The sequence below is a fragment of the Ruegeria sediminis genome (assembly GCF_005938215.1).
Lineage (GTDB): Bacteria > Pseudomonadota > Alphaproteobacteria > Rhodobacterales > Rhodobacteraceae > Ruegeria > Ruegeria sediminis.
In genome coordinates this window covers 123,014-148,100 of record NZ_VCPD01000001.1, presented here as the reverse complement: position 1 = coordinate 148,100, position 25,087 = coordinate 123,014, and the positions used below count along the sequence as shown (strand labels likewise).

The window sequence follows — 25,087 nt, the reverse complement described above, 5'->3', positions numbered from 1 at the left end:
TTGAAACAGAAATGCCCGCCGGACGCAGATCCGGCGGGCAAATCAGGTCTCCGATCAGGCCTTGGCGTCGGCGTGTTTGCGTTCGGTCTGCCAGAAATATCCCGCGAACGCGCCCAGCAGCACCCAGGCCGCCAAGCCGACGCCAAAGGCGCGGGCGGCGAACAAGGCGCCGATCTCGGTCGGAACCGGGCCCGTGAAGCTTTCGGGTTCAGGTGCTCCGATCGCGTGCGGAGCGATCAACAACGCCGCCGCGATCAGATAGCTCACCATATTGCCGCCAAAGGCGATCAGCCACATGGCGACACCGGCGGCTGCGACGGTCGCGGTCCACCAGATCTGGCGCGCGCCAATATCCGCTGCGGCGACGCCCGGCACTTCGGGGGCCAGCGACAGACCGGGGGCAAAGTGGAAGGTGATGAAACCCGCGATCCCCCACAGGATTCCCGCCCGCGCGTTGACCTCGTGCCCCATGCGCTCGGCAAGGGACATCAGCGCCACCATCACCAGCGCGTAGCCGGTATAGGTCAGCATGGTGAAGACGATGCTCAGCCCGTCGCGCATGGCGTCGAAACCCGGCAGTTCGGGATGGGCCGACACGGCTTCGGCGCCGAAATGCACCAGTTCTCCGGACTCGTACAGTTCGGCATGAAGCAGAACGGGTTGTACGAACAGAAGCTGCAGCAGGGCGGTAATCAACCCCGCTGCAGCACCAGCGAACAACGCGCTGGTCAGAATGCGACTGAACATGGTCCTAGTGGCAGGGGAAACCGGTCGCGTGGCGCACGTCGTGAGCGGCGTCATGCAGGGCTGACGCCTGAACGTGGCCGGCCAGCGTGATGATCCCAAGTCCCAAGACCACGGCAAACAACGCCGGCAGGATGGCCGAACCGGCGACGGATGCATTGAGAGTTTTGGTCGTCATTTCTTGTCCTCCTTAGCCGCCGCACCCGACGGCCGGTGTTTCGTTCCTCGCCTGGCAGGTCTCCTGGCTCGCGGGTCAGTGCCTCTGTTCGCCTTCCCCCCGAACGCGGCGGGAGTGGCTGGTTGAACAGAGGCTCACCGCTTACAGTCGCGGGGGCGGCTTTGGCCTTGACCGCAGGGCGCGGCGCACCAAATTCCCTCTTAGCCTCCGGATTGCTCCGGCAGGACCAGACCCTTTCATTTAGCCGCGATGCGCCCTTCGGCGCAATCGCCATTTGCGACGTTTCAGGTCAATTCCCGCGCTTTTTCAGCAAGTATATGTCCATGATCCAGCCGTGCTCGGCGCGTGCGCAGGCCCGTTTCGCGAGGATTTCGGCGGCGACCTCAACCAGTCGCCCGTGGATCAGAATCTCTTCCTTCATCCCGACGTAAGCGCCCCACCAGATGTCATAATCCGCCATCTCGAGGCTCTGGAACGAGCATTCTCCGTCCAGCATCACGGCGACCTTGCCGGCGTTGCCGGGCCAGCCCTCATCGCGGATGCGCCGCCCGGTCGTGACCACATAGGGTGCGCCGATGTCGTTGATGGGTATCGCATGGGCCGCCGTAAGGGCCTGCAACGCCGTGATGCCGGGAATCACCCGGGTTTCGGGCCGGGGATCAAGGCGAGAAGCGATTCGCAGCGAACTGTCATAAAGCGACGGGTCGCCCCAGATCAGCAGAGCCACTTGCTTGGCCTGCGGATGCGCTGCGATCGCCTGCTGCCAGCGCAACGCGATCGCGTCGTGCCAATCGTCGACACCCTGCAGGTAGCCGTCGTCCGAGCGGCGCTTGGGTATGTCGAAATAGGCGATCCGAGGCGCGGTCTCGGTGACCTGCCTGATGATCTCCTCGCGCAGGCCCGCCAGGTCCGCCTTGTCCTCGCCCTTGTGCGGGATGAGGATCAGGTCCGCCTCGCGGATCGCCTTGGCTCCCTGAAAGGTGACATGATCCGGGTTGCCGGTGCCGATGCCGATCAGGTTCAGTTCATACATCGTCGAACTCCGCCAAGGGTCCGTAAAGGATCAGGGCGGGCGCGGTGCCCACTTCGGCTGCAAGCTTCCTTGCCAGTTCGCCTATCGTCGAGCGATGCAGCGTCTGATCGGGCGTCGAAACGGATTCGGCCATCAGGGCAGGCGTATCGAGTGCAAGGCCATGCGCATTCAGCGTCTCTACCAACAGCGGAAACGTGCGCTTGCCCATGAAGACGACGGTGGTGGCGCCGGGATCGGCCAGCGCCGGCAGGTTCAGGTCCTCGGGCAGCTTGCCGCTGACGTCGTGGCCGGTCACGAACTGCACCCGCCGGGCGGTCAATCGGCGCGTCAGCGGGATGCCCGCCGCCGCGGCTGCCGCGACCGCCGAAGGGATGCCGGGAATGATCTCGTATCCGATCCCTGCGTCGCGCAACGCCACAAGCTCTTCTTCCAGACGCCCGAACAGTCCGCCGTCGCCGGATTTCAGCCGCACCACGCGGGCACCGGACCGGGCATAGTCCACCAGAAGGCGGCTCACATGATCCTGCTTGGGCGAAGGGCGTCCTGCGCGCTTGCCGACGCCGACCAGATCCGCGTCCTCGCGCGCATGGGCCAGAATCGGGCCGCTGCTGAGGTCGTCGAAGAGCACCGCGTCCGCCTGCTGCAGGCGATCCACCGCCTTGAGAGTCAGCAGTTCCGGGTCGCCTGGCCCCGATCCGACGAACGAGACGAAGCCGTTCATGCCGTGGCCTCCGCGATCAGGTGAAAGAAGGTGCCCGTGACATGGCCCCGCACCGAGCCGGTTTCGGGGACATCAGCGCCTTCGGTGTCAAGCACCCGGGCCAGCGGCGCGTCGGGTTGCTCAAGAATGGTCGAATAGTGAAACTCGTGACCGCGCAGAACCGCCCCGACCGCAAATCCCGGCATCGGCGCTTCGAGATGCGCCTTGCGGTAGCCCAGATGGAACTTGCGTTTCTCATAGGATGTCACCAGGCCCAGCAACCCCGCCATCTTGTGCCTCACTCCGTCCTTGTCGATCAGCGCCTCGCCGAGCGTCATGTAGCCGCCGCATTCGCCATGCACCGGTTTGGTTTCGGCATGTCCGCGCAGACCGGTCAGGAATGTGTCCGCTGCCGCCAGTTTCCCCGCGTGCAGTTCCGGATAACCGCCCGGCAGCCAGATCAGGTCGGCATCCTTGTCCGGTGCTTCATCGGCAAGAGGCGAGAAGGGCAGGATTTCCGCCCCCGCCGCGCGCCAGCCTTCCAGCAGGTGCGGATAGGTAAACGAAAACGCTGCATCCCGCGCCAGCGCGATGCGCTGTGCGGGCGGATTCGGCAGCGCCCCCCGGTGTGCGATGCCATTGGTGCGCGCAGCGGCCTTGATCGCCTTCAGGTCCACATGCTCACGCAGAAAGGCGGCGTAACCCGAGATGGCACTTTCCAGGTCGGGGTGCTCGACGGCCTGTATGAGGCCCAGGTGCCGCTCGGGCAGGGTCAGGTCGCCGCGCCGGGGCAGGACGCCCAGCACCGGCAGCCCGGCGCGTTCCATCCCCAATCGGGTCAGGCGCTCGTGCCGCGGACTGGCGCAGCGGTTCAGGATTACCCCGGCGAAAGGCAGATCCGGGTTGTACATGCGGAACCCCAGCGCCGTGGCCGCCGCCGACTGCGCCTGTCCGCCTACATCCAGCACCAGGACCACCGGCCAACCCATGCGGAGCGCGGTTTCCGCGCTTGAGCCGTGGCCCAACTCGCCGGGACTGGCCACGCCGTCGAACAGACCCATGGAACCCTCGGCCACCACGATGTCGGCCCCTTGCGACTGCGACGCGATCGCCCCCAGCAGGTTTTCGTTCATCGCCCAGCTGTCGAGGTTGAACGACGAACGACGGGCGGCGGCCAGATGGAAGGCGGGATCGATGTAATCCGGCCCGCTCTTGAACGGCTGCACGGTCAGGCCGTCTTCGGCCAACGCGCGCAGCAGGCCCAGCATGACCGTGGTCTTGCCGGTGCCCGACGACGGGGCCGAGATCAGTATGCCGGGCGGGTTAGTCATCGCCATGGGCCCAACTCGACCACGGGCTGTCTGCACTTTGCGGGCGATAGCGACGGTCATAGGTCTTGGAATAGAGGCAGCTTTCGTCGAACCCTTCGCCGGCCAATGCCCGGCCCACCATGATCAGTGCGGTGCGCGAGATGCTTTCGTCCAGCGCGTCTTTCAACGTCGCCAGCGTGGCGCGGATGATCCGTTCGTCCGGCCAACTGGCGCGATAGATCACCGCCACAGGGCAGTCTGCGCCATAAGCCGGGGTCAGGTCGGCAATCACCTTGTCCAGATTGCCGATCGACAGGTGGATCGCCAGGGTCGCGCCGGTGCGGGCGAAATTCTCCAGTGTTTCGCCTTCGGGCATGGTCGAAGCGCGCCCCGGTGTGCGGGTCAGCACGACCGATTGCGCAAGGCCAGGCAGGGTCAGTTCCGCACCCAATGCCGCCGCCGCCGCCGCAAAGGAGGGAACGCCTGGAGTTACGCTGACCGGAATGCCGATCGCCTTGAGGCGACGGATCTGTTCGCCCATCGCGGACCAGACCGACAGGTCGCCGGAATGCAGGCGGGCGACGTCATGCCCTTTCTCGTGCGCTGCCCTGATCTCGGCGATGATCTGGTCCAGGTCCATCGGCGCGGTGTTCACGATCCGGGCGCCTGCGGGGCAGTGTCCCAGAATCTCCTCGGGCACCAGCGACCCGGCATAGAGGCAGACCGGGCAGGATGCGATGATGTCGCGCCCGCGCAGGGTCAGCAGGTCGGCGGCGCCCGGTCCGGCGCCGATGAAATGAACGGTCATGTCTGTCCTCCGATGGCGACCGCACAGGTTGCCCGGCGGTCGGTCGAGATGTGTCGAGTGGAAACCAGCCGCGCGCCGGGTCCGGCAGCGGCAAGCGCGGCGGCCTCGGCCACGCTGCCAGCGCCGCGTTCCGAAATGCTGCGCCCGGATTTGGTGGGTGTATTTATGGCTTCGAGCGCGGCTTGCGGAACCGAGTGAACCGGCAATTGCAACCGTCCCGCCAGTTCCGCAAAGGCGGGATGCTCCGCCTTGTCGGTAGCCGTCGCAAGCGCGGTCACGGCCTGCCCTTCTGATGCCGCAAGATAAGCTTCGTGCAGGCTTTTTCCGGTGGCGGAGGTGGCAAAACCGAATCCGGCAACGATCATAGGGTCACACTCCACTGCACGACGGGATATGCGGATTTCCAGCCGCGCCGCGGCCCCAGCGGCGATGCCTGCGCCAGTTCGATCCGCAGCAGGTCGCCGCCCAGCTTCCCGTGCCAGACCGCCAGCAGGGCCTCGCTTTCCAGCGTGACCGCATTGGCAACCAGCCGTGTGCCCGCGCTCAGGTTCGCCGCAAGCCAGTCCAGCAGCGCGTCGCTGAGTCCGCCGCCAATGAACACCACGTCGGGCAGGCTTAGCCCGTTCAGCGCATCGGGCGCTTCGCCGTGAATGACCTCCAGCCGGTCCTGACCCAGTGCGACGGCGTTGCGCCGGATGCGCTCGGCGCGGTCCTTCAGCGGCTCGATCGTGGTGGCGGTGAGCGTGGGATCGCACATCAGCCATTCGATGCTGATCGAGCCGGTGCCGCCGCCGATATCCCACAGGTGTTCGCCGTGTTGCGGCGCAAGGGCGGAAAGCGTCAAGGCCCGGATCGGCCGTTTCGTGATCTGTCCGTCGGTCTCGAAAATCGCGTCAGGTTTGCCCGAGGCTTTCGGGATCGCGTCGCCCGACCCCGCAATCTCCAGCCCGACGCAGAACGGGTGCTCGAACGAACCGAGCAGTGCTTCGGTCAGCGACATTTTCTGAGTGCGTTCGCGTGGTCCACCGAGCGCCTCCATGACGTGAAGCACCGTGTCGGCAAAGCCGGTGTCGTTCAGATAGGTCGTCAGTTCGGCCACCGCGGCCCCGTCGCGCAGCAGGATGATCGCGCGCAAACCCCGCGCCAGATGCGGGCGCAGGCGTGTCAGAGGCGCGGCGTGCAGACCAAAGGTCATTGTCTGTTCAAGCGGCCAGGCCAAACGGGCCGCGGCCAGCGAAAAGGTCGATTGTCCGGGAATGGCCTTCCATTCCTCGGCTGCGAAATGCCGGGCTATGACCGAGCCCGCGCCGAACCAGAACGGATCGCCCGAGGCCAGAACGACCACCCGCCGCCCGCGCAGGCCCTGCAGAATGGGCAGCCCGTCGGAAAACGGCACTGGCCACTCGATCCGTTCGGCTTTTATGTCGGGAACCAGCGACAGGTGACGGGGCGGGCCCATCACCACTTCGGCCCGGTCCAGCTCTTGACGGCTTGCGGGCGGCAGGCCATCCAGTCCATCTTCGCCCAGTCCCAAAATGGTCAGCCACGGAGATTCAGCCATGCCTCACCTCCTGATTCTCGGCGGCACGACCGAGGCCAACACCCTGGCCAAGGCGGTGGCCGAGACGGGACTGCCCGCGATCTACTCCTACGCCGGGCGCGTGGACAGCCCGAGGGCGCAGCCCTTGCCGACCCGCGTGGGAGGGTTCGGCGGGGCCGAGGGGCTGGCGCATTTCATCGCCGAACATGGCATTACGCATGTCGTAGATGCCACGCACCCCTTTGCCGCGCAGATGAGCGCGAATGCTGTCCGAGCCTGCGCCGAAACGGCAACGCCGCTCGCCGTGCTCACCCGTCCGGCCTGGGAGCCGGTCGAAGGTGACGATTGGAGGCGCGTTCCCGACATCCCCGCGGCTGTCGCCGCACTGAACGGCGCGGCGCGGCGCGTGTTCCTTGCCGTTGGCCGGATGCATCTGGAAGATTTCGCCTCCCAGACCCAGCATCACTACCTGCTGCGTCTGGTGGATGAACCGGACGGCTTGCCGCTGCCGAATTGTGACGTCGTGGTATCGCGTGGCCCCTTCACCGCCGAAGGCGACAAGGCGCTGATGGAAAGGCACAGAACACAGCTTGTCGTATCCAAGAACGCGGGCGGCACAGGCGCGCGGGCCAAGCTGGACGCGGCGCGTGTACTGGGCCTGCCGGTGCTCATGATCGACCGGCCCGTCCAGCCGCAACGGACGGAGTTGTTCAGCGTGGCGCAGGTTCTGGACTGGCTCGCTCATGCCTGATCCCTTGCCTCTGCGGCGGGTGTGAACCTTGGTGTGTAGACGATCGGGTTGCCCTGCCGTTCGATGATCCGGGTCAGCGAGGAGCCGACGATCACCATGGTGCGCATGTCGGCCATGTCCGGGGTTGCATCGGCCAGCGTCGAGATGCGGATTTCTTCTTCGGGCGTCGAAACTGCACGCGCGAACAGGATCAGCCGTTCCGCCTCGCACTCCTCGCGCAGGATCTCCAGCGTTCTCACGAAACCTTCAGGGCGGGATTTCGACCGCGGATTGTAGAAGGCCATCGCGAAATCCGCCTGCGCGGCAAGCCGCAGGCGTTTCTCGATCAATGCCCATGGCTTCAAGTTGTCGCTCAGGTTGATTGCGCAGAAATCGTGGCCCAAGGGCGCGCCCGCACGGGCCGAGGCCGCAAGCATGGCGGTGATGCCCGGCAGGACCGCGATCTCTAGATCGCGCCATCCGGCGGGGCCGTTTTCCAGCGCCTCATAGACCGCTGCGGCCATTGCGAAAACGCCGGGATCGCCCGAAGACACGACGACAACCCGTCTGCCTTCCGCCGCCATCTGCAGCGCGTGCTGCGACCGGTCGATCTCGACCCGGTTGTCCGAAGCGTGGAGCGTCAGCCCCTCCCGCTCGGCCACGCGGGCGACATAGGGAATGTAGCCGACCACGTCGGTCGCCTGCGCCAGCGCCTCGGTCACCTCGGGCGTGATCAGCGCCTCGTTGCCCGGTCCCAGGCCCGCGATCTTGACCCAGCCGCTCATGGCCGCCGCCCCTGTCCATGCACGATGATGATCGAGAAATAAGGGGTGATCTTGTCGCCGGCGTCGCTCAGCCGCGTGACCGTCTGATCCGGCATCTGGGCATACTCCACAAGCCAGGCGCGGTCGAAGAGGCCCGAGGCCCTCAGCGCCCGTTTCACCTTGTCGATGTTGCGCCCGATCTTCATCACCACCAGCGCATCGGTCTGCGCCATGCGGGCCACAAGCACCTCTTCGGGCAGGGTGCCGACCAGAACCGTCAGAACGTCGTCACCCCAGGTGATCGGATCTCCGGTCGCGGTCCAGGCACCGGACATTCCGGTGATGGCGGGGACCACCTCGACCGGCGCGGACTCGCGCAGGCGGGAATATAGATGCATGAAAGAGCCGTAGAAGAACGGGTCGCCCTCGCACAGCACAACCACGTCCTCGCCCCGGTCAGACAGGTCTTTCAGCCGCCGCGTACAGTCCTCGTAGAACTCGGCGAGCAATTCGTTGTAGCGTGGATCGGTCACCGGGATCTCGGTGGTGACGGGATATTCCATTGGAAATTCAACCGCATCACCCGGGATCATACCGTTGACGATCTTGCGGGCCTGCCCTGTGTGGCCGGATTTGCGGAAGTACGCGACATGCCGTGCATTGCGCAGCAGGCGGTCGGCCTTGACGCTCATAAGGTCGGGATCGCCGGGGCCAAGACCTACGCCGTATATCGTTCCCATCTTCATTCAGCCCGGCTCGCGATGGCGTTGATGGCGGCGACGGTGATGGCGCTGCCGCCCAGACGGCCCTTGACGATGCAGCAGGGGACCGGCTGCGCCTCCCACAGGGCGTCCTTGCTTTCAACCGCTCCGACGAAGCCCACCGGACAGCCGATGATCGCGGCGGGGCGTGGGCAATCGGGGTCTTCCAGCATGTTCAGCAGGTGGAACAGGGCTGTGGGCGCGTTACCGATGGCGACGACTGCGCCTTCGAGCTTTGGCCGCCACAGTTCCAGCGCCGCAGCCGAACGGGTGTTCGACATCTTCTCGGCCAGCGGGCGCACGCGTTCGTCATGCAGGGTGCAGACCACCTCGTTGTCGGCGGGCAGGCGGAACCGGGTAACGCCTTCCGAGACCATGCGAGCATCACACAGGATCGGCGCGCCGTTCTCCAGCGCGGTACGGGCGGCCTGAACGAAGCCGGGCGAGAAAAGCACGTGTTCCTCCAGCCCAACCATGCCGGCGGCGTGGATCATGCGCACGGCGACCTGTTCTTCGTCGGCGTCGAAACGGGCAAGATCGGCTTCGGACCGGATCGTGGCGAAGGATTGCTTGTAGATCGCCGCGCCGTCGGTTTCGTATTCGTAGGGCATCAGGTCAGGTCCATGGTCTTCAGTGTTTCGGGGCTCAGCCCGCGCTGGCAGGGCTCATCCCCCGCGCGGCCGTGTTTTACAAGGTCAAAACGTCCATCGTTGCCCACCAGCGTCACATCCGCAGCGCCCATGCGGGCGCAACCCTTGGCGCAGCCCGAGACATGCAGGCTGCCGGATAAGCGCGGGGCAAGGGCGCGGGCGATGGCGCGGGTTTCGGCCTGCGCCTGCGGGCAGTAGGGCGCGCCGGGGCAGGCGTCGGTTGTCAAGAGCGGATCGTCGGGGGCCGTCACGAAGGCTTCTGAGGGCACTTTGGCTCCGCCTTCCAGAAGTATCAGGCGCCACGGCGTCACGCGCATCGCGATTGCGCCGCTGGTCGCTATCAGGTCTGCAAGCCCGGCAGCGGGCAGTTGCCCGAAAACCCCGCCGTAGATCGGGCCGAGGGCCGTTGCTCCGGGTTGCAGCGGTGCGCCTACGGGTCCAGGGGCGGCAACTTGCCACTCCTTCGGCAATGGAGTGGCCTGGATCAACCTCGCCATACGGCGAGTCTCGTGCGTGTGGTTCCGCGCAAACCAGCGGGCCAGGTCCAGCAGGCGGTCGATGGCGTCGACCTCGGCGACTCGGCGCCCGCTGTCCACCCCATCGGCCCGCAGAATCAGACCCTTCTCGTCAAGTTCAAGCCGGATGTCGGCCGAATCCGCCGCCAGCAAACGCGCCGGGCCGGTATCCACCGCAAAGCCGAATTTCGCAGGCAGCGCAGGCAACTCGCCCAAACACGCTGTCAGAGTCCGCGCCAAACGGTCGGTCAGATCACCGTCGCGGTAGAGCGGCGTCACCAGGATGTTGCGCCGAACTTCTAGTCCCGGCTCGGCATCCAGCAGGTCGAGCGCCGCAAGTTCGGCAAGCAGGGCCTGATGGTCGGCCTCCGCCACGCCGCGCAGCTGCAGGTTGGCGCGGTTGGTCAGGTCGATGGTGCCGTTGCCGAACCGCTCGGCCGTCGCGCAAAGCCCAAGCACCTGTTCCGCCGTCAGACGCGCCAGGCGCGGACGGACGCGCACGACCAGCCCGTCCCCCGACATCATCGGTCGGTGCGCGCCGGGACACCATCCTTGAACGACAGGAGCGCTCATTGCTGTCCCTCCATCCCGGCCCGGATCGAGTTCCGGCGCGTGTCCCAAAGCCCGGCGTCGTATAGCGCGCGGAACCGGTCCTGCATGGCCTGGTGCGCCTGCGGATTCGCCTGTTGCAGGAAGGTGTCGATCTCGGGATCGCCCAGCGTGGCGTCGTGGTAGAGGTCGAAGAGATGCGGCGCCACGCTACCCGACAGATGCGCGAACGAAGCCATGTGATCCAGCGTTGCCGCGATTTCGGCCGCGCCGCGGAAACCGTGCCGCTGCATCCCCGCGATCCAGCCCGGATTGGCGGCGCGGGCCCGCACGACACGGGCGATTTCCTCGGGCAGGGTCCGGGCGCGGGGCGTGTCCGGATTGGTGTTGTCCAGATGATAAAGCCGCGCATTGCCGCCGGTCACGGCCTTGGCGGCAGCAAATCCGGCCTCGTGAGTGGCGTAGTCATTCGCCAGCAGCAAATCGGTTTCGCTCAGATCCTGCAGGTGGACGAAACTGTCCGCTTTCGCGACGCGCTCGGTGATGCCTTGGGCATCACGGGCGATGTTCTCGCCCTCAAGAGCAAAGGAACTGGCGTCGAGCCAGGCCCGGCCGGCTGCGGCGCGCGCTTCGTCTGTATAGGTCTCGGGCAGGTGCCCCATGCCCAGGCCGTAGCTGCCCGGTGCAGGCCCGTAGACCCGAGCGGACGGTTCCTGCCCGGCATAGGGGTTCCAGTCCGATGCTTCGTCACGGGCCGAAAGCGCGCGGACGGCCTGACCGAACAGGGCCGACAGGGTGGGAAACACGTCCCGGAACAGGCCGGAAACGCGGAGCGTGACGTCCAGCCGCGGGCGGTCCATATCGGTGATCGGCAGCACCTCGATCCCCGACACACGTTCCGAGCCCTGGTCCCAGACCGGTTTGACGCCCATCAGGTGCAGGGCCATGGCGAATTCCTCGCCCGCCGTGCGCATGGTGGCTGACCCCCAGAGATCGACGATCAGCCCCTTGGGATAGTCGCCTTCCTCCTGCAAATGCCGCCTGACCAGTTCCTCGGCCAGCTTCACGCCCTGGGCATAAGCGGCGCGCGTCGGAACCGAGCGCGGGTCGGTGGTGTAGAGGTTCCGCCCCGTCGGCAGAACGTCGGAGCGACCCCTGTAGGGTGAGCCGGACGGACCCGCCTCGATCCGCTTGCCCCGCAGCGCGTCCAGCAGGGCAGCGCGTTCGGCATCGGCGGAGGGCGCCGCATCGAAATTTCCCTTTACCTCGGGCACTCGGCCAAAGATGTGCAGACCATCGCCGAACTGGCTTTCCTTGATGTCGCAGACGAAACGGTCGATGCGGGTGATCGCCTCGGCGGTCGAGGTAGCGCGGTCAAGCCCCAGGTCCTGTTCCAGCCCGATCGCCTGCGCTTCGTCCCGGATATCCGCCTGCAGCCGGTCGCGGCGCCTTGGATCCAGACCGTCGGCGTTCGAGAACTCGTCCAGCAACGCCTCCAGCCGCACCATCCGGTTGGGCGTGCCGCTCTCGCGAAGCGGCGGGGGAACGTGGCCGAGGGTCACGGCACCGATGCGACGCTTCGCCTGTGCGGCCTCGCCGGGGTCGTTCACGATGAAAGGGTAGATCACGGGCAAATCGCCGGTCAGCGCCTCGGGCCAGCAGGCGCCGGACAAAGCCACCGACTTGCCCGGCAGCCATTCAAGCGTGCCATGCGCTCCGATATGAATCAGCGCATCGGCCTGTAACGCGTGCCGCAGCCAGAGGTAAAAACCCACATAGGCGTGGCGCGGCGTACGGGAAAGGTCGTGATACTCGTCGTCACGCAATTCCGGTGTGCCGCGTTCCGGCTGCAGCGCGACGATCGACTTGCCTCGGCGCAGCGCGGTAAAGTGCAGGGCGCCGTTCACGCAGGCCGGGTCTTCCTCGGGCTCTCCCCAGACCGTGAGCAGGTTGGTCCGCAGGGGTTCGGGCAGGGTCGCAAGCGCCTTTCGGTAGTCCTCCACCGGCCAGCTGATCCGCGCCTCGGGCAGGGATTCCGCGATGGGTTCGCCGGGGGCCGTGTCATATCCCGCATCTGCCATGTCGGCCAGCATCGCCTCGGCCGAAGCCAAGGCGTCCAGTCCGACGGCATGGGCCATCTGCCAGTCCTTGCCGGGATAGGTCGAAAGCACCAGCACCGGCACTTGTTCCGCTTTGGACTTGGCGGCCAGCCGGACCCAGCCACCGACCCTGTCCACAAGCGCGTTGATCCGGTCGGGCTGCGGCGTGTGCAGGGCGCGGGCGAATTGCAGATGTTCGTCTCTTACCCCGGGTTCCTTGAACGAGATCACACTGCCGGTGATACGGCCATCGACCTCGGGCAGCACCACATGCATGGCCAGATCTGCAGGGGACAGGCCGCGTTCCGCATCGTCCCAAGCCTTTCGGTTCGAGGTGGCGAGCATCGCCTGGAACACGGGCACCCCCGCGGCATCCAGGGGCGAGGCTCCGTTGTCACCCTTGCCCGAAAACGCCGTCGCGTTGACGATGGCCGAGGGCTTCAGCGCGACCACCTGATCCGAAAGCCATGCCGCCGCACTCGGCGCTTTCAGCGAGGGTGCGAACAGGCCCGCCGCGTCATAGCCGCGCGCACGAAACGCGCGGATCAGCGCGGCAATGGGCGCGGTGTCGGCAGCGGTCAGATAGGCGCGATAGAAGCTGACGAGGATACGCGGCCTGTCGCCGTCTAAGGCACGATCCGCCGCAATCACGCCCCGGTCGGGACACCACGCGCCGAATTCGGGCAGCACCTTCGAGCCGACGACCGGCCCCGCATAAAGACCGGTGGCAAGCGCCATCTGCGCCAGCGCCGCCTGCGCGGCCACCTCGCCACCGACGTCGCAAAGATGCGAAAGCCGCCGCAACGTCGAGACGGGCAGGGTCGAGAACTCGTCCAGCCGCGCATCCTCGCGCCCGTCGGCGGGCAACACCGCCAGGGCCAGCCCGTTTCGCTGCGCCAGCGACTGAACCTGCTGGAGCCCGTAAGACCAATAGGGCACGCCGCCGATCAGGCGGATCAGGATGCCCTTGGCCCCCTCCAGGGTCTGCTCGACATATGTATCGACCGAAAGCGGGTGCTTGAGCGACGCCAGATTGGCCAGGCGCAGGCTGGGCAGTCTGCCATCGGGACCGCCGCCGCGATGCCAGCCCGCCGTGAAAGCGCCGAGATCGCTGTCGGAAAAGGACAGCACCACCAGATCCGCCGGGCTCTGGCCCAGGTCGGTCGGGGTCTCCGTTTCTTCAAGACCGTGGCTTTCGCGAAAGACGACATGCATCGGCGGCAGGGGTCCTTATTCGGCGGCTTCGGTCACACCCGCGAGGATGCCGCGGATGGCGGCCTCGTCGATATCGTGATGCTCGGCGATCACCACCATTCGGCTTTGACGTGCTTCCTCGGGCTTCCAGGGGCGGTCGTACTGATGCCGCACCCGCGCGCCGACGGCCTGCACCAATAGGCGCATCGGCTTGCCTGCGACTGCGGCGTATCCCTTGACGCGCAGGATGTTCAGCTCTTTTGCCAGCCGCTCGATCCGGGCCACCAGTTCCGCCGGATCTGTCTGTTCGGGCAGGTCGATCACGATGCTTTCGAAATCGTCATGCTCGTGGTCGTCATGCCCGTCGTGATGCGAGGGGCGGGCGTCCATGTCGTCCTCGGCGGCGGCCCCAAGCCCCAGCACCACGCGCGCGTCCACCGCACCTTCGGCAACCTCGACCACCGGCAGCGGGCGCGGCGCCTCGACGGCGATGATCTCGCGCGCCTTTGCAATGCCCTCGGGGCCGGCGAGATCGGGCTTGGTCAGCAGGATGATGTCGGCGCAGGAGATCTGATCCTCGAACACTTCCGACAGCGGCGTTTCATGGTCGATCGAGTCGTCGGCCAGGCGCTGGGCATCCACCGCTTCGACGTTGGGGGCGAACCGACCGGCGGCAACCGCCTCGGCATCCGCCAGCGCAATCACGCCATCGACGGTGATCCTCGAGCGAATATCGGGCCAATCGAACGCCTTGAGCAGCGGTTTGGGAAGCGCGAGCCCGGAAGTTTCGATCAGGATATGATCCGGGCGCGGCTCGAGCGCCATAAGCGCCTCGATGGTGGGAATGAAGTCGTCGGCCACGGTGCAGCAGATGCAACCGTTGGCCAGTTCCATGATGTTCTCGGCGGGGCACTCCGGAATGGCGCAGCTTTTCAGGATCTCGCCATCGACGCCCACGTCGCCGAATTCGTTCACGATCACGGCCAGTCGCTTGCCCTGCGGGTTCTGCATCAGATGCCGAATGAGTGTGGTCTTGCCCGAGCCCAGGAAGCCGGTGATCACGGTGACGGGAAGTTTTTCTAGGTTCGACATGGTCAGGCTCCTATCGGGGGAATGCGGGCGGCGCAGTTTTTGCGGAAGTGTTCGGGACGGTCGCGCCATTTCACAAGTCCATCCTCGGTGGCCAGGTATTTGGTGGCGCCTTCGACGATGATCTCAACATCGTCGGCTTCGTTCAGGTTCTCGTAGACGAATGTCCAGCGCGACGGGCCGCCGCGCAGCACGATCGAGCAGCCTTGGTCGCAGTTGGACAGGCATTCCACCGGCCGCAGGCGGATCCCTTCGGGCAGGCCGGCCTTTTCCAGCGCCTTGTGCAGCAGGGCGCCGGGGCGCTGGGCGTCGTCTTCGACGGGAAGGCCGCGGCGGCAGGTGGTGCAGACCAGCAATTCGACTGGCTTGTGCTCGGTCACGTCTCTCATCCCCCCTTGCAGGTCTCGGGGGACGGGGTCTCATGCGGGCCACGGCCCGACACCGGAACACCCCGTCCGGTTTGGTCTTCGGGCGTTGGCAGGTCTCCCGGCTTGCGGATGTCAGAGGAAGCCTCTGTCGGGTGTCCCGCCTTCCCGGCCCCGGTCGGCCAGTGGCTATGGGCACCCTCTCCGGTCACGGTCGCGGGGGCGGCTGCGTTTGACGGAGGATTCCGCTGACGCATTCCCTTTTCATCTGTCTGCACAGACACCAACGGATGGGACATGCGGCATGGGCAGGGGCCTTGTCAAGCGCGGGGTAACCTTGCCGGGAACCGGGGCGCAAATGCGACCCGCCGGGATCATTGAGCGGCATCGGAGGCCAGCCGGTCGCGCAACCAGGCCTCGAACAGCCGCGCGGAACCGGTCAGGGCGCCTGCGCCTTCGGGGCGGATCAGGTAATGCGACTGGGCGAAGGGAATCGGTGGCCCGGCGATTTTCAGGGGCGCGCCCTGAGCGATGGCGTTGCGGGCAAAGCGGGTCAGGACGGTGGCGAACCCTGCGCCAGCCATCACCAGTTGCAGGGCGGCGACCGTGGTGTCGACCGAATGGCGGATCGCGTTTTCGTCATGGGACAGCCCATGCGCCTCGAAGTATCGGGCCCAGTTGTCCTCGTAGCCGAGGATGTGAACCAACGGCCCTGACTGCATCCGGGTCAGGTCCGGTGTCGGGCGGCGCGCCGGGCAGACCGGAACGATGGTTTCATCGCAGAGTTTCTCGGCACTCACCCCGGGCCAGTCGCCGTATCCCAGGCGGATTTCCACATCAACGTCGGCGGGCGCGGCGCTGTCGTTCCAGATATGCGAGACCAGCCGCACCGGGATATCGGGATACAGCCTGCCGAATTCCGGCAGTTCGGCCGCGATCCAGTAGGTCGCCGTCGAGATCGCCGCCCTGATCGTCAAGGTCTGGCGCGTGGCCGGGCCGAACAGGCTGTTGGTGCTGAGCGCGATGTCGGACAAGGCCCTGCGGACCGTCAGGGCGTAGGATTGACCCAGTTCGGTCAGTTCGATCCGCCGCGCCGCCCGGGTGAACAGCTTGGCTCCCAACTCCGCTTCGAGTGAGCGGATATGAAGAGAGACCGCTGTCTGGGTCAGCCCCAACTCGCGCGCGGCCGAGGTGAAGTTCAGGTGGCGCGCGGCGGCCTCGAACGTGCGAAGCCAGGACGGATTGGGAAGGCGTTCCAAATCATCACCAAAAATTCTTTGGCATCGAGGCCGATATTATTCGTTTCTGTTGGCTCTTTCCAAGAGGGATACTGCGCGTGAATCGTGTTCGCGGGCATCGGTCCCGCCAGGGAGGAACATCAAATGAAAGTCGGCTTCATCGGATTGGGCAATGTCGGCGGCAAGCTGTCGGGTTCACTCTTGCGCAATGGCATCGATCTGACCGTGCATGATCTGAACAGGGATCTGGTCGACGCCTTCGTCGCGCGGGGCGCCAAAAAGGCCGAAGGGCCGGCGCAGATGATGCGCGACTGTGAAGCGGTGATCACTTGCCTGCCGTCGCCCGCCGCCTCGGACGCCGTAATGCAGGCGATGTTGCCCGAGGTGAAGTCGGGCAAGATCTGGATGGAAATGTCCACCACCGACGAGGCCGAGGCCAAGCGCCTGGGCGCCCTGGTGATCGAGCGGGGCGGGGCCGCCGTCGATTGCCCGGTCTCAGGAGGTTGCCACCGGGCGGATACTGGCAACATCTCGATCTTCGCCGGGTGTGACCGGGCGACATTCGAGCGGATCCTGCCGTTCCTGAAAGTGATGGGGCGGCGGATCCTGCATACCGGCGACCTGGGCTCGGCCTCGGTTCTCAAGGTGATGACCAACTACCTCGCCACCGCCAACCTTCTGACCTGCTGCGAGGCGCTGGTTACCATGAAAGCCGCAGGCATGGACCTCAACACCACTTTCGAGGCGATTCGCATCTCGTCTGGCAACTCGTTCGTGCACGAGACCGAAAGCCAGGTGATTCTGAACGGTTCGCGCGACATCAACTTCACCATGGACCTGGTGCTCAAGGATATCGGCCTGTTCCAGAAGATCGCCGAGAATGCGGGCGTTCCGCTGGAGATCTCACCGCTGATGATCGACATCTTCAAGGACGGGCAGAACCGCTATGGCACGCGGGCGCAATCAGACGACATCATCCGCCGCCTCGAGGACGCCACCGGTCTTGACATCCGCGCCCCCGGTTTCCCGCCCGAAATGCTGGATGACGAGCCGGAGGAGGCGGGTTACGAAGTCATCCCGCAGGGAAAGGAACTGAAGGCGGCTGAGTAGGCGGCAGGTCAAAGGGTATGCGGTCGGACGGCCATTGAGCGGGACTGTCCCTGGTCCGGGACCGGGGACGGCCGAATTCCGATGGAATACAAGCCAAATCAATCTAGGATTGGCACTGAACGCTGCTGGGCGCGGAGGCCCAACATGACCTGGTTCCGCATGATCGCCGGATTTCTGGCTTTTTTCCCGTTAATGGCCTGTGAACCGGGTAATACCGGCCAAGGATCCGGCGCGTCGCAGGCGGACTATGAAAGGCACAAGGCAAATCGCGAAGCCTACATGTACCAGGGATTCTGACGCCGTCGGACGCAATTCGTACCCGCAGGTTCGCTTGGAACCCGGATTTTTCGTTCGATTCATGTGATTGGAGGCGAGTACCGGAATCGAACCGGTGTACACGGATTTGCAATCCGCTGCGTCACCACTCCGCCAACTCGCCTTTTCAAGTGAAATCAAGCACTTGTTGTGGTGTGAACGGCGTTCTACCAGCTTTCCGGGAAGACGTCCAGTAGTCCGTTCGAGAATCTGCTGCAATCCGGCGGAAATGCGTCTCGACCCGGATGTGCTACGCACAAGTCAAAACGGCCCGCCGCGACCCGATTACGCGCCGAGGGACGTTGCCGGGGTCCGCGCGATGTGGCAAAAGCCAAATAACCGAGGGACAACAAGAGCGATCCAATGACAGATTTCGCAGCCCGCCGCCGCATGATGGTCGATACGCAGATCCGGCCTTCCGACGTCACCAAGTTCCCGATCATCGAGGCGATGCTTTCGGTGCCGCGGGAGCAGTTCGTTCCGGACGCGCAGCGCGAGGCGGCCTATGTCGGCGACCTGATGAAACTGGGCGGTGGACGCTGCCTGCTTGAACCGCGGACGCTGGCCAAGATGCTCGACGGCCTCAACATTCTGAATGACGAAATGGTGCTCGATGTGGCGCCGGCGCTGGGGTATTCGACGGCCGTGGCGGCGCGCATGGCCGAGCTTGTCGTGGCGGTCGAGGAAGACGAGCGGTTGGCCACTGAGGCGCAAACTTTGCTGCTGGATTCAGGGGCGGACAATGCGATCGTCCACACCGGCCCGTTGGCAGAAGGCGCGGCGGAGCACGGGCCCTATGACGTGATCATGGTTCAGGGCGGGGTGGAGGTCGTGCCGCCGGCGCTTCTGGATCAGCTCAAGGATCATGGCCGCATCGCCTGCCTCTTCATGGAAGGCGAACTGGGCACCGTGCGGATCGGACACAAGGCCGGCGGCCGGGTGTCCTGGCGCTATGCGTTCAACGCCAGCGCCCCTGTATTGCCGGGCTTTGAAGCAGAGTGTGCATTTTCGCTATAGTTCCGAACCGGATTTGCACAGTGTCTTGATTAGTTGAAAACTAGCGCGCAAACTGCTCCCCAGGCAGGTTAATTTTAAATCAAGGGGAATAGTATGCGCATAGCCACGCGAGGCAAACTGGCGCGGGCGATTATTCTGACGGTCGGAGTGGCTCTGACCTCGGTAACGGCCCGGCCCGTATCCGCCGACAACCTGACCGACGCCATGATTGGCGCCTACAACACCAGCGGCTTGCTGGAACAGAACCGCGCGCTGCTTCGTGCCGCGGACGAAGATGTGGCCATCGCCCTTGCGGCGCTGCGCCCGATCATCGACTGGACCATACGGGTTTCGCAGGATTACAACGACTCCCGAACCAACGGAGTTGTGTCCAACTCGGACCCTTCACGGTTTTTCACCGGCGTCTCGTTGAGCCAGCTTCTCTACGACGGGGGTGCAAGCCTTTTGGGCAAGCAGTCCGCGCAGGAAACCGTGCTCTCGACCCGTCAGGCATTGATTCAGGTTGAGCAACAGGTGCTTTTTCGCGCCGTTCGCGCATACCTGAACGTCCTGCTGCGCGAGGAAACGGTCGCCATCCGCGAAAACAACGTGCGTCTGCTGGGCGAGGAACTGCGTGCCACGCAGGATCGCTTTGACGTGGGCGAGGTGACCCGTACCGACGTTGCGCTGTCCGAATCGCGTCTGGCGCAAGCCCGCGCCAACCTGTCGGACGCCCGCGGCGCGCTGAGCACGGCGCAGGCCGAATACGTGAACGCCGTCGGCAGACAGCCGGGACGGACCGCGGGTCAACCGAGCCTGCCTAGATTGCCGGCATCGGAAAGCGAAGCGGTCAATCTGGCTGCGCGCAATCACCCGTCGATCCTTTCGGCACAGCATCAGGTCCGGGCGCTTGACCTCATCGTCGCGCAGCAGCGGGCGGGTCTTGGACCCAACGTGCGGCTGTTCGCGGATGTCGGCATCACCGAGAGCATCGACGACAACGACTATTCCAACGATGCCAGACTGTCCTTGGAATTCCGTCAGCCCATCTATGCTGGCGGCCGCCTTGCGGCCTTCGTGCGCAGGGCGATGGCCACCCGGGATGCGTCGCGTGCGAACCTTCTGAACGTTCAGAAGGACATCACGCAGGGCGTTGCCGAAGCATATGCCCGGTTCGAAACCGCCACGGCCAGCCTTACAGCTTCGACCGAGCGGGTGCGCGCCGCGCAAGTCGCCTTTGACGGGATTCGCGAAGAAGCGGCCCTTGGCGCGCGGACGACTCTGGACGTTCTGATCGCCGAACAGGACCTGCTCGACGCGAAACTGGCGGAAGTCGGCTCACGGACCGAGCGTTCGCTGGCCGCCTATCAGCTGCTGCAGGCGCAGGGTTTGCTGACGGCTGAACGACTGGGGCTGGCAGTGCAGATCTATGATCCGACGCTCTATTACAACCTGGTCAAGAACGCACCGGCGCAGTTGAGCAAGCAAAGCCGTGATCTGGATCGCGTTCTGAAGGCGCTGCACAGGGACTAAAAATACTGTCTCTGTTGTGAGTTGGCATGAGTTTGGCTACACTCGGGCCCTAGGGCAAGAGCGGTAGAAAACAATGTCAGATAGTGTCGCCAAATCTGAGATCGAGGACGTGCTGTCCTCGATTCGGCGTCTGGTAAGCGAGGAAGGTCGCAAGGCGCCGCTGATAAAGCCGGAGGCAACGGAGTCAAAACCGGAGTGCCTTGTGCTGACGCCTGCCTTGCGCATCAGCGAGCCTGCGGAGGACGCCGGAAGCGCGGACGCGAAACCGGAAAAATCCCAACTGGAACCAGAGGCCAGTTCCGCACAGGGCGACAAGGATGCAGACGATGCGGATGGCCCGTCCGGGGTAATGCTGCTGCGCCCTGACTATGCAGTGAAGCCTGACGAAGCATCGGCCCCGGCGTCCGAGCCCAATGACAGCGATGCAAGGGCACAGGAGCCGGCCGAGGAAAACTGGACGGGGAAGTCCAAGATCGGTCCGCTTCAGGAGGAACTCGCTGATAGTCTGAGCGCCAAGATCGAAGCCCTTGAGACCGCGATCGCCGAGACCGAAGATCAGTGGGAACCGGATGGCGACAGCGACGACGAATATTCCGGAACCCGCGTCCGCCGAATCACCCTGAGGTTGCACGAAGAACCGACCGACCGTGAGACGGAGCAATCGGCCTCCGGCGGCGATCCGATGGAACAGGACGAAGCGACCGGAGCGTCGCAAGAGGATGCGTCTTCGGAAACCCTCGGCGGCGTCACTGCGCAATTCGTTCACGTTCCTGCGCACGAGATCTATTCGAAACCGGCCCAGGAAGATTCCGAAGAGGATCCGAAAACGGGCATGGCCGCTGCGGAAGCGAAGGAAACCGAACCGGATCCGGACGAGACGGCACTGGACGAAGAAGCCCTGCGCATCCTGGTGGCCGACATCGTACGGGAGGAACTGCAAGGCGCGTTGGGCGAACGTATCACCCGCAACGTGCGCAAACTCGTCCGCCGCGAGATCCTCAATGCCCTTGCCACTCGGGACCTGAAATAGCGCTCAGGGGCGGCGCGGTTCTTCCGCCAGCGACAAAATCAGGTCCAGATCCATGTGCCGCTCCAGGTGATCCGCCAGAGCATCCAGCGTCTGTTCCACGCCGTCCTCATAGGCGACGGCGGAGTCGGCACCCAGCCCAGCCAGATAGCTTGCACGGAACTTGTCCGAAGAGAACAGGCCATGCAGATAGCTGCCGCGAACGCGGCCGTTCGCGCTTGCCGCGCCTTCGGGCCGCCCGTCGATCTTGAGCCAGGCCCGGGCGCAATCCGGCCCTTCGGTACGTCCCATGTGGATCTCGTAGCCCGACACCGGTTCGCCGCCCGGCAGGGCGGTGGCATCGCGAAGCGTGACCTGCTTTTCACCAGCCATGACCGTTGCCACATCCAGCAATCCCAGCCCGTCGACGGTGCCCGGCCGGCCGTCCACGCCTTCGGGGTCCGATATGGTCTTTCCCAGCATCTGGTAGCCGCCGCACAGCCCCAACACGTGCCCGCCCCGCCGCACATGAGCCAAAAGGTCGATGTCCCAGCCCTGCTCCCGGAAAAAGGTCAGATCGCCGATGGTGGATTTGCTGCCCGGCAGCAGCACCAAATCTGCGTCGCCGGGAAGAGGACGGCCCGCCGCGATTATCTCGACACTGACACCGGGTTCCGCGGACAGCGGGTCGAGGTCGTCGAAATTCGCCATACGCTCCAGCTGAGGCACGGCGATCTTGCAGGCTCCGCCCTCGTGCGAGCGGATGTCCATCATGTCCTCGGCCGGGAGCTTCCAAGCGTCGTGAAACCATGGCACGACGCCGAGGCATGGCCAGCCGGTACGCGCCGCAATGTCGTCGCGGCCGTCGTCGAACAGGGACACGTCGCCCTTGAACCGGTTCACCGCAAATCCACGGATCGTCCCGAGGTCGCCGGGATCCAGAACTGCCCGCGTACCCACGATCTGGGCGATGACCCCGCCCCGGTGTATGTCGCCAACCAGCACCACCGGCACACCGGCGGCGCAGGCAAAGCCCATGTTGGCGATGTCGCCGTTGCGCAGGTTCGTCTCGGCGGGGCTGCCCGCGCCTTCGACCAGCACCAGATCCGCATCCGCGCAGAGGCGGTCGAAACTCTCCAATGCAGCGCCCAGAAGTTTCGATTTGTCCTTGCGGTAGTCGCCGGCCTTCATCGTTCCGGCGCGGCGCCCCTGCACGATGATCTGCGCTCCGGTATCGGTCTCGGGCTTCAGCAGGATCGGGTTCATGTCCGTAAGCGCGGGGCGTTTTGCGGCACGGGCCTGAAGGGCCTGGGCACGGCCGATCTCGCCACCGTTTTCGGTCACGGCGGCGTTGTTCGACATGTTCTGCGGCTTGAACGGGGCGACACGCAATCCGCGCCGCGTGTAGGCGCGTGCAAGACCGGCGACCAGCACCGATTTGCCGACATTGCTCCCGGTGCCTTGAATCATGATGGCGCGAACCATGGCCAGCCTCCTGTTTACGCGCGCACATGACCCGATTTGACCTCCGAGGAAAAGTCCCCGATGGCCCAATTCGATCGCGAATCCGACATTACGCCGTCTGCTCAGGTAGGCCGGGCCGAAGAAAAAGGCGCGCCACCGTCAGGGGCGCGCCTTTTTTCAGTGGTATTCGGTTACGTCAGGCGGCTTCGGCCTGCTGCGCGGCGTTGCGGCGCTCGCTTTCCTCGCGCGAAAGCGCGACCGAGGTACGGACGCCGCGGCCAACGAATTCCATCAGGCCCTGAACGACGCGTTCGTTCGGGTCGATGCCTGCGCAGGTCAGCACTTCACGGCCGTCGCGCGAGCGCGCCCAGCGGGCGATCTGCTCGGGCCCGTTGCCGTACTTCTTGTCATCGGCGATGGCATCATCCAGTGCGGCCAGTACAACGGCCGCAAACAGTTTGCGAGCGCGGTTGCCCTGCTCGTTGTTAAAGGCTGTGCCGTCAACGAAATCTCTCATCTCGTTTCCCTTGTTGTTCTTGCTCTTGCAATTTTCGGCGTGGCGGTCCTTATGACCGATAAAGCGCGATTCGGATACACCTAATTTGCATATTAGCGTTGCGTCAGTTGCATAGCTTTCTGCAATTGCAGCACTAGGTCTCGTTGTCTTGCCAGGTCCGGTCCCGCCAGATATAGGGTCGCCGAACGGCGCATCAACCATGTGTGAAGGAATTTAGTCATGCCCAAGATCAATGGGAACGAAATCCGCCCCGGCAATGTTCTGGAGCACAACGGCGGCCTGTGGGCCGCGGTCAAGGTCGATCATGTGAAGCCGGGCAAGGGCGGCGCTTTCGCTCAGGTGGAACTCCGCAACCTCCGCAACGGATCGAAACTGAATGAACGTTTCCGGTCGGCGGACAAGGTCGAACGCGTCCGTCTGGAGCAGAAGGACCAGCAATTTCTCTATGAAACCGATGGGATGCTGGTTTTCATGGACGCCGAATCCTACGAGCAGATCGAACTGCCTGCGGACCTCTTGGGCGAGCGCCGGCCGTTCCTGCAGGATGGCATGACCATCGTGGTGGAATTCTATGACAGCGAGGCGCTGAACGCCACGCTGCCGCAAAAGGTGATCTGCAAGATCGTCGAGACCGAGCCGGTCGTCAAAGGCCAGACGGCGGCAAACTCGTTCAAGCCGGCGCTTCTCGACAACGGCGTCAAGGTCATGGTTCCGCCCTTCATCGCGCAGGACGAAATGATCGTGGTGAACACCGAGACCATGGAGTATTCCGAGCGCGCATAACGTCGCGTCACCAACCCGGTCACTCCATTCGGGCTCGGTTGGCGCAGCTCTGCCAGGGGCCGCGACCTCAACGTGCGAGGCGAGTGTTGCTGGGTTCGAATAGTTCCAGCAACAATTCGTATTTGATCCGATTTGCGCTGACCTGACGGTAGAAGGCGATGAGAAAGGCCGTTGGCCCCTGGATGCGGGTCAGGCCGCTCGTCGCGGCGACGACCGTTCCGACGTCGGTCTTGCCGTTCAGAACCAGCCAGCCCCCCAGCATGAGGACGCCGACCGTCCCGGCCCCGTTTATCGTACTCAGCAGGAATTTCGCGGACAGCTTCCACAAGAACATCCTCCGCCGCGTTTCGAAAATCGCGTCGAAGCGGTCGTTGGCCTCCCGGCTGATTTCCTCGATCTCCTTTGCGGTCAACTGATCCGTCGCCGCACGCAGAATCCGGACCCGTTCGGCGACGAAAGTGTTCACCTTGCGCTGCGAGATCAGAACGATGACCACCTGCGGCACGATCATCGAAAGCGCGATCAGGCCCAGCCCCGGCTGGGTTGACGAAATGTAGCCGATCACGCTTATCAGCGTTCCGATCTGCACCACCGGATCGGAAAACGCTCCCCCGGCGAATTTGCCCAGTTCCTCCGCCTCGGCGGACACCGCAGTCGTCAAGGTTCCCCGGCGCACGTCATCACCGCGTTCGCCGATTTCCGCCGCGCGGCCAACAAGGCGGCTGCGGATCAGCCGGATGATGTCCTCGCCGAGTGTACCGGCCCGAAAACCCAGCACCCATTTCAGGAACAGACTCAGCAGAATGACGGCCATCATGCCCGAACCCAACAGCAGCAGCATCTCCTTGTCGGCGTCCTGCGCCGTCAGGTGGTTGACGATGTCGCGCTGAAACTCCAGTGGCACCGCCGCCAGAGCCGCGATGGCGATGGAGAGAACGATGAGAACGATCTGGCGGCCCGAACTGACGCGCCAGATTGCGGCATAGAGCTGAAACATGAGGATATCCCGGTCAGGTCACTGGCGGGAGTGTGACGCGGGTGGGGGCGGAGTTCAAATCCATATGCCGCCGGAATCCCGCGTCGAGCCGTTTTGGTC

The 25,087-nt window shown here is 64.7% G+C and carries 26 protein-coding genes, 1 tRNA gene and 2 riboswitches; of the genes, 7 read left to right on the top strand and 20 right to left on the bottom strand.

All coding sequences use genetic code 11. The annotated features are described in order from the left end of the window. Positions 1-54: 54 nt before the first annotated feature. The 8 genes from FGK63_RS00765 to cbiE all read right to left on the bottom strand — a co-directional run bounded on the left by FGK63_RS00765 (position 55) and on the right by cbiE (position 6,334). On the bottom strand, positions 55-747 hold the full coding sequence (locus tag FGK63_RS00765) for a CbtA family protein (RefSeq protein ID WP_138839692.1): 693 nt from the start codon (positions 745-747) through the stop codon (positions 55-57). A 4-nt stretch (positions 748-751) separates the two neighbouring features. Further along, complete coding sequence (locus FGK63_RS00760) at positions 752-922, bottom strand: CbtB domain-containing protein (RefSeq protein WP_138839691.1); 171 nt, start codon at positions 920-922, stop codon at positions 752-754. Between the two features lie 36 nt (positions 923-958). Then, a riboswitch (cobalamin riboswitch) is annotated at positions 959-1,168 on the bottom strand. A gap of 43 nt (positions 1,169-1,211) precedes the next feature. After that, entirely contained in the window at positions 1,212-1,955 is a 744-nt protein-coding gene (cobF, locus tag FGK63_RS00755) for a precorrin-6A synthase (deacetylating) (protein WP_138839690.1), read from the bottom strand. Then, a complete protein-coding gene (cobA, locus tag FGK63_RS00750) occupies positions 1,948-2,676 on the bottom strand; it encodes a uroporphyrinogen-III C-methyltransferase (protein ID WP_138839689.1) in 729 nt (242 codons plus the stop codon). The genes cobF and cobA overlap by 8 nt, the downstream gene beginning before the upstream one ends. Beyond that, positions 2,673-3,992: a cobyrinic acid a,c-diamide synthase CobB gene (locus FGK63_RS00745; RefSeq protein WP_138839688.1), complete on the bottom strand. Its 1,320-nt coding sequence runs from the start codon at positions 3,990-3,992 to the stop codon at positions 2,673-2,675. The genes cobA and FGK63_RS00745 overlap by 4 nt, the downstream gene beginning before the upstream one ends. After that, the gene (gene cobM, locus FGK63_RS00740) at positions 3,979-4,773 is read right to left on the bottom strand and encodes a precorrin-4 C(11)-methyltransferase (RefSeq protein WP_138839687.1); all 795 of its coding nucleotides are present in this window, start codon (positions 4,771-4,773) and stop codon (positions 3,979-3,981) included. Before cobM ends, FGK63_RS00745 begins: the two co-directional genes overlap by 14 nt. Continuing rightward, positions 4,770-5,138, bottom strand: a complete 369-nt coding sequence (locus tag FGK63_RS00735) for a cobalamin biosynthesis protein (protein WP_138839686.1) — start codon at positions 5,136-5,138, stop codon at positions 4,770-4,772. Before FGK63_RS00735 ends, cobM begins: the two co-directional genes overlap by 4 nt. Beyond that, on the bottom strand, positions 5,135-6,334 hold the full coding sequence (cbiE, locus tag FGK63_RS00730) for a precorrin-6y C5,15-methyltransferase (decarboxylating) subunit CbiE (protein ID WP_138839685.1): 1,200 nt from the start codon (positions 6,332-6,334) through the stop codon (positions 5,135-5,137). The genes FGK63_RS00735 and cbiE overlap by 4 nt, the downstream gene beginning before the upstream one ends. Here cbiE and FGK63_RS00725 point away from each other — a divergent pair. Continuing rightward, a complete protein-coding gene (locus FGK63_RS00725; RefSeq protein ID WP_138839684.1) occupies positions 6,333-7,064 on the top strand; it encodes a cobalt-precorrin-6A reductase in 732 nt (243 codons plus the stop codon). The genes cbiE and FGK63_RS00725 overlap by 2 nt on opposite strands. Here the strand turns inward: FGK63_RS00725 and cobJ are convergent. From cobJ to FGK63_RS00685, 8 genes are all read right to left on the bottom strand, one after another. Then, complete coding sequence (cobJ, locus tag FGK63_RS00720; protein WP_138839683.1) at positions 7,055-7,828, bottom strand: precorrin-3B C(17)-methyltransferase; 774 nt, start codon at positions 7,826-7,828, stop codon at positions 7,055-7,057. The genes FGK63_RS00725 and cobJ overlap by 10 nt on opposite strands. Further along, complete coding sequence (locus tag FGK63_RS00715; RefSeq protein ID WP_138839682.1) at positions 7,825-8,553, bottom strand: precorrin-2 C(20)-methyltransferase; 729 nt, start codon at positions 8,551-8,553, stop codon at positions 7,825-7,827. The genes cobJ and FGK63_RS00715 overlap by 4 nt, the downstream gene beginning before the upstream one ends. Continuing rightward, a complete protein-coding gene (locus FGK63_RS00710) occupies positions 8,550-9,179 on the bottom strand; it encodes a precorrin-8X methylmutase (RefSeq protein WP_138839681.1) in 630 nt (209 codons plus the stop codon). The genes FGK63_RS00715 and FGK63_RS00710 overlap by 4 nt, the downstream gene beginning before the upstream one ends. Next, on the bottom strand, positions 9,179-10,306 hold the full coding sequence (locus FGK63_RS00705) for a cobalamin biosynthesis protein CobG (protein WP_138839680.1): 1,128 nt from the start codon (positions 10,304-10,306) through the stop codon (positions 9,179-9,181). The genes FGK63_RS00710 and FGK63_RS00705 overlap by 1 nt, the downstream gene beginning before the upstream one ends. Further along, a complete protein-coding gene (cobN, locus tag FGK63_RS00700; RefSeq protein ID WP_138839679.1) occupies positions 10,303-13,596 on the bottom strand; it encodes a cobaltochelatase subunit CobN in 3,294 nt (1,097 codons plus the stop codon). The genes FGK63_RS00705 and cobN overlap by 4 nt, the downstream gene beginning before the upstream one ends. A gap of 15 nt (positions 13,597-13,611) precedes the next feature. After that, complete coding sequence (gene cobW, locus FGK63_RS00695; RefSeq protein ID WP_138839678.1) at positions 13,612-14,667, bottom strand: cobalamin biosynthesis protein CobW; 1,056 nt, start codon at positions 14,665-14,667, stop codon at positions 13,612-13,614. Positions 14,668-14,669: 2 nt separating this feature from the next. After that, a complete protein-coding gene (locus tag FGK63_RS00690; RefSeq protein ID WP_138839677.1) occupies positions 14,670-15,053 on the bottom strand; it encodes a DUF1636 family protein in 384 nt (127 codons plus the stop codon). A gap of 70 nt (positions 15,054-15,123) precedes the next feature. Continuing rightward, a riboswitch (cobalamin riboswitch) is annotated at positions 15,124-15,332 on the bottom strand. Between the two features lie 71 nt (positions 15,333-15,403). Further along, complete coding sequence (locus FGK63_RS00685) at positions 15,404-16,288, bottom strand: LysR substrate-binding domain-containing protein (RefSeq protein ID WP_138839676.1); 885 nt, start codon at positions 16,286-16,288, stop codon at positions 15,404-15,406. Between the two features lie 123 nt (positions 16,289-16,411). On the opposite strand from FGK63_RS00685, the gene FGK63_RS00680 reads away from it, so the two are divergent. Together FGK63_RS00680 and FGK63_RS20635 are read left to right on the top strand one after the other, a co-directional pair. Further along, positions 16,412-17,377, top strand: coding sequence for an NAD(P)-dependent oxidoreductase (locus tag FGK63_RS00680; RefSeq protein ID WP_138839675.1), 966 nt, complete (start codon positions 16,412-16,414; stop codon positions 17,375-17,377). Positions 17,378-17,521: 144 nt separating this feature from the next. After that, positions 17,522-17,674: a hypothetical protein gene (locus FGK63_RS20635; RefSeq protein ID WP_171052539.1), complete on the top strand. Its 153-nt coding sequence runs from the start codon at positions 17,522-17,524 to the stop codon at positions 17,672-17,674. 68 nt (positions 17,675-17,742) lie between these two features. Here FGK63_RS20635 and FGK63_RS00675 read toward each other — a convergent pair. After that, positions 17,743-17,816: transfer RNA gene (locus tag FGK63_RS00675), tRNA-Cys, on the bottom strand. Between the two features lie 239 nt (positions 17,817-18,055). Between FGK63_RS00675 and FGK63_RS00670 the strand changes: the two genes are divergently transcribed. The 3 genes from FGK63_RS00670 to FGK63_RS00660 all read left to right on the top strand — a co-directional run bounded on the left by FGK63_RS00670 (position 18,056) and on the right by FGK63_RS00660 (position 21,251). Then, on the top strand, positions 18,056-18,709 hold the full coding sequence (locus tag FGK63_RS00670; RefSeq protein WP_138839674.1) for a protein-L-isoaspartate O-methyltransferase family protein: 654 nt from the start codon (positions 18,056-18,058) through the stop codon (positions 18,707-18,709). Positions 18,710-18,802: 93 nt separating this feature from the next. Next, positions 18,803-20,221 carry a TolC family outer membrane protein gene (locus tag FGK63_RS00665; protein WP_138839673.1) on the top strand — a complete coding sequence of 473 codons (1,419 nt, stop codon included), beginning with the start codon at positions 18,803-18,805 and terminating at the stop codon, positions 20,219-20,221. Between the two features lie 202 nt (positions 20,222-20,423). Beyond that, positions 20,424-21,251: a hypothetical protein gene (locus FGK63_RS00660; RefSeq protein ID WP_138839672.1), complete on the top strand. Its 828-nt coding sequence runs from the start codon at positions 20,424-20,426 to the stop codon at positions 21,249-21,251. 3 nt (positions 21,252-21,254) lie between these two features. On the opposite strand, the gene FGK63_RS00655 is transcribed toward FGK63_RS00660, so the two are convergent. Further along, positions 21,255-22,712, bottom strand: a complete 1,458-nt coding sequence (locus FGK63_RS00655) for a cobyric acid synthase (RefSeq protein WP_138839671.1) — start codon at positions 22,710-22,712, stop codon at positions 21,255-21,257. 175 nt (positions 22,713-22,887) lie between these two features. After that, positions 22,888-23,208, bottom strand: a complete 321-nt coding sequence (locus FGK63_RS00650) for a DUF6280 family protein (protein WP_138839670.1) — start codon at positions 23,206-23,208, stop codon at positions 22,888-22,890. 219 nt (positions 23,209-23,427) lie between these two features. Here FGK63_RS00650 and efp point away from each other — a divergent pair, with 219 nt between their 5' ends. Further along, positions 23,428-23,991 (top strand): elongation factor P, encoded by a 564-nt coding sequence (gene efp, locus FGK63_RS00645; RefSeq protein ID WP_138839669.1) that lies wholly within the window; start codon positions 23,428-23,430, stop codon positions 23,989-23,991. A 67-nt stretch (positions 23,992-24,058) separates the two neighbouring features. Here the strand turns inward: efp and FGK63_RS00640 are convergent, their stop codons facing one another. After that, entirely contained in the window at positions 24,059-24,988 is a 930-nt protein-coding gene (locus FGK63_RS00640) for an ABC transporter transmembrane domain-containing protein (RefSeq protein WP_138839668.1), read from the bottom strand. Between the last annotated feature and the right edge of the window lie 99 nt (positions 24,989-25,087).

Coding starts and splice junctions, on each gene's coding strand:
- FGK63_RS00765 (WP_138839692.1), bottom strand. CDS start 747: ATGTTCAGTCGCATTCTGACCAGCGCGTTGTTCGCTGGTGCTGCAGCG.
- FGK63_RS00760 (WP_138839691.1), bottom strand. CDS start 922: ATGACGACCAAAACTCTCAATGCATCCGTCGCCGGTTCGGCCATCCTG.
- cobF (WP_138839690.1), bottom strand. CDS start 1,955: ATGTATGAACTGAACCTGATCGGCATCGGCACCGGCAACCCGGATCAT.
- cobA (WP_138839689.1), bottom strand. CDS start 2,676: ATGAACGGCTTCGTCTCGTTCGTCGGATCGGGGCCAGGCGACCCGGAA.
- FGK63_RS00745 (WP_138839688.1), bottom strand. CDS start 3,992: ATGGCGATGACTAACCCGCCCGGCATACTGATCTCGGCCCCGTCGTCG.
- cobM (WP_138839687.1), bottom strand. CDS start 4,773: ATGACCGTTCATTTCATCGGCGCCGGACCGGGCGCCGCCGACCTGCTG.
- FGK63_RS00735 (WP_138839686.1), bottom strand. CDS start 5,138: ATGATCGTTGCCGGATTCGGTTTTGCCACCTCCGCCACCGGAAAAAGC.
- FGK63_RS00725 (WP_138839684.1), top strand. CDS start 6,333: ATGCCTCACCTCCTGATTCTCGGCGGCACGACCGAGGCCAACACCCTG.
- cbiE (WP_138839685.1), bottom strand. CDS start 6,334: ATGGCTGAATCTCCGTGGCTGACCATTTTGGGACTGGGCGAAGATGGA.
- cobJ (WP_138839683.1), bottom strand. CDS start 7,828: ATGAGCGGCTGGGTCAAGATCGCGGGCCTGGGACCGGGCAACGAGGCG.
- FGK63_RS00715 (WP_138839682.1), bottom strand. CDS start 8,553: ATGAAGATGGGAACGATATACGGCGTAGGTCTTGGCCCCGGCGATCCC.
- FGK63_RS00710 (WP_138839681.1), bottom strand. CDS start 9,179: ATGCCCTACGAATACGAAACCGACGGCGCGGCGATCTACAAGCAATCC.
- FGK63_RS00705 (WP_138839680.1), bottom strand. CDS start 10,306: ATGAGCGCTCCTGTCGTTCAAGGATGGTGTCCCGGCGCGCACCGACCG.
- cobN (WP_138839679.1), bottom strand. CDS start 13,596: ATGCATGTCGTCTTTCGCGAAAGCCACGGTCTTGAAGAAACGGAGACC.
- cobW (WP_138839678.1), bottom strand. CDS start 14,667: ATGTCGAACCTAGAAAAACTTCCCGTCACCGTGATCACCGGCTTCCTG.
- FGK63_RS00690 (WP_138839677.1), bottom strand. CDS start 15,053: ATGAGAGACGTGACCGAGCACAAGCCAGTCGAATTGCTGGTCTGCACC.
- FGK63_RS00680 (WP_138839675.1), top strand. CDS start 16,412: ATGAAAGTCGGCTTCATCGGATTGGGCAATGTCGGCGGCAAGCTGTCG.
- FGK63_RS20635 (WP_171052539.1), top strand. CDS start 17,522: ATGACCTGGTTCCGCATGATCGCCGGATTTCTGGCTTTTTTCCCGTTA.
- FGK63_RS00670 (WP_138839674.1), top strand. CDS start 18,056: ATGACAGATTTCGCAGCCCGCCGCCGCATGATGGTCGATACGCAGATC.
- FGK63_RS00665 (WP_138839673.1), top strand. CDS start 18,803: ATGCGCATAGCCACGCGAGGCAAACTGGCGCGGGCGATTATTCTGACG.
- FGK63_RS00655 (WP_138839671.1), bottom strand. CDS start 22,712: ATGGTTCGCGCCATCATGATTCAAGGCACCGGGAGCAATGTCGGCAAA.
- FGK63_RS00650 (WP_138839670.1), bottom strand. CDS start 23,208: ATGAGAGATTTCGTTGACGGCACAGCCTTTAACAACGAGCAGGGCAAC.
- efp (WP_138839669.1), top strand. CDS start 23,428: ATGCCCAAGATCAATGGGAACGAAATCCGCCCCGGCAATGTTCTGGAG.
- FGK63_RS00640 (WP_138839668.1), bottom strand. CDS start 24,988: ATGTTTCAGCTCTATGCCGCAATCTGGCGCGTCAGTTCGGGCCGCCAG.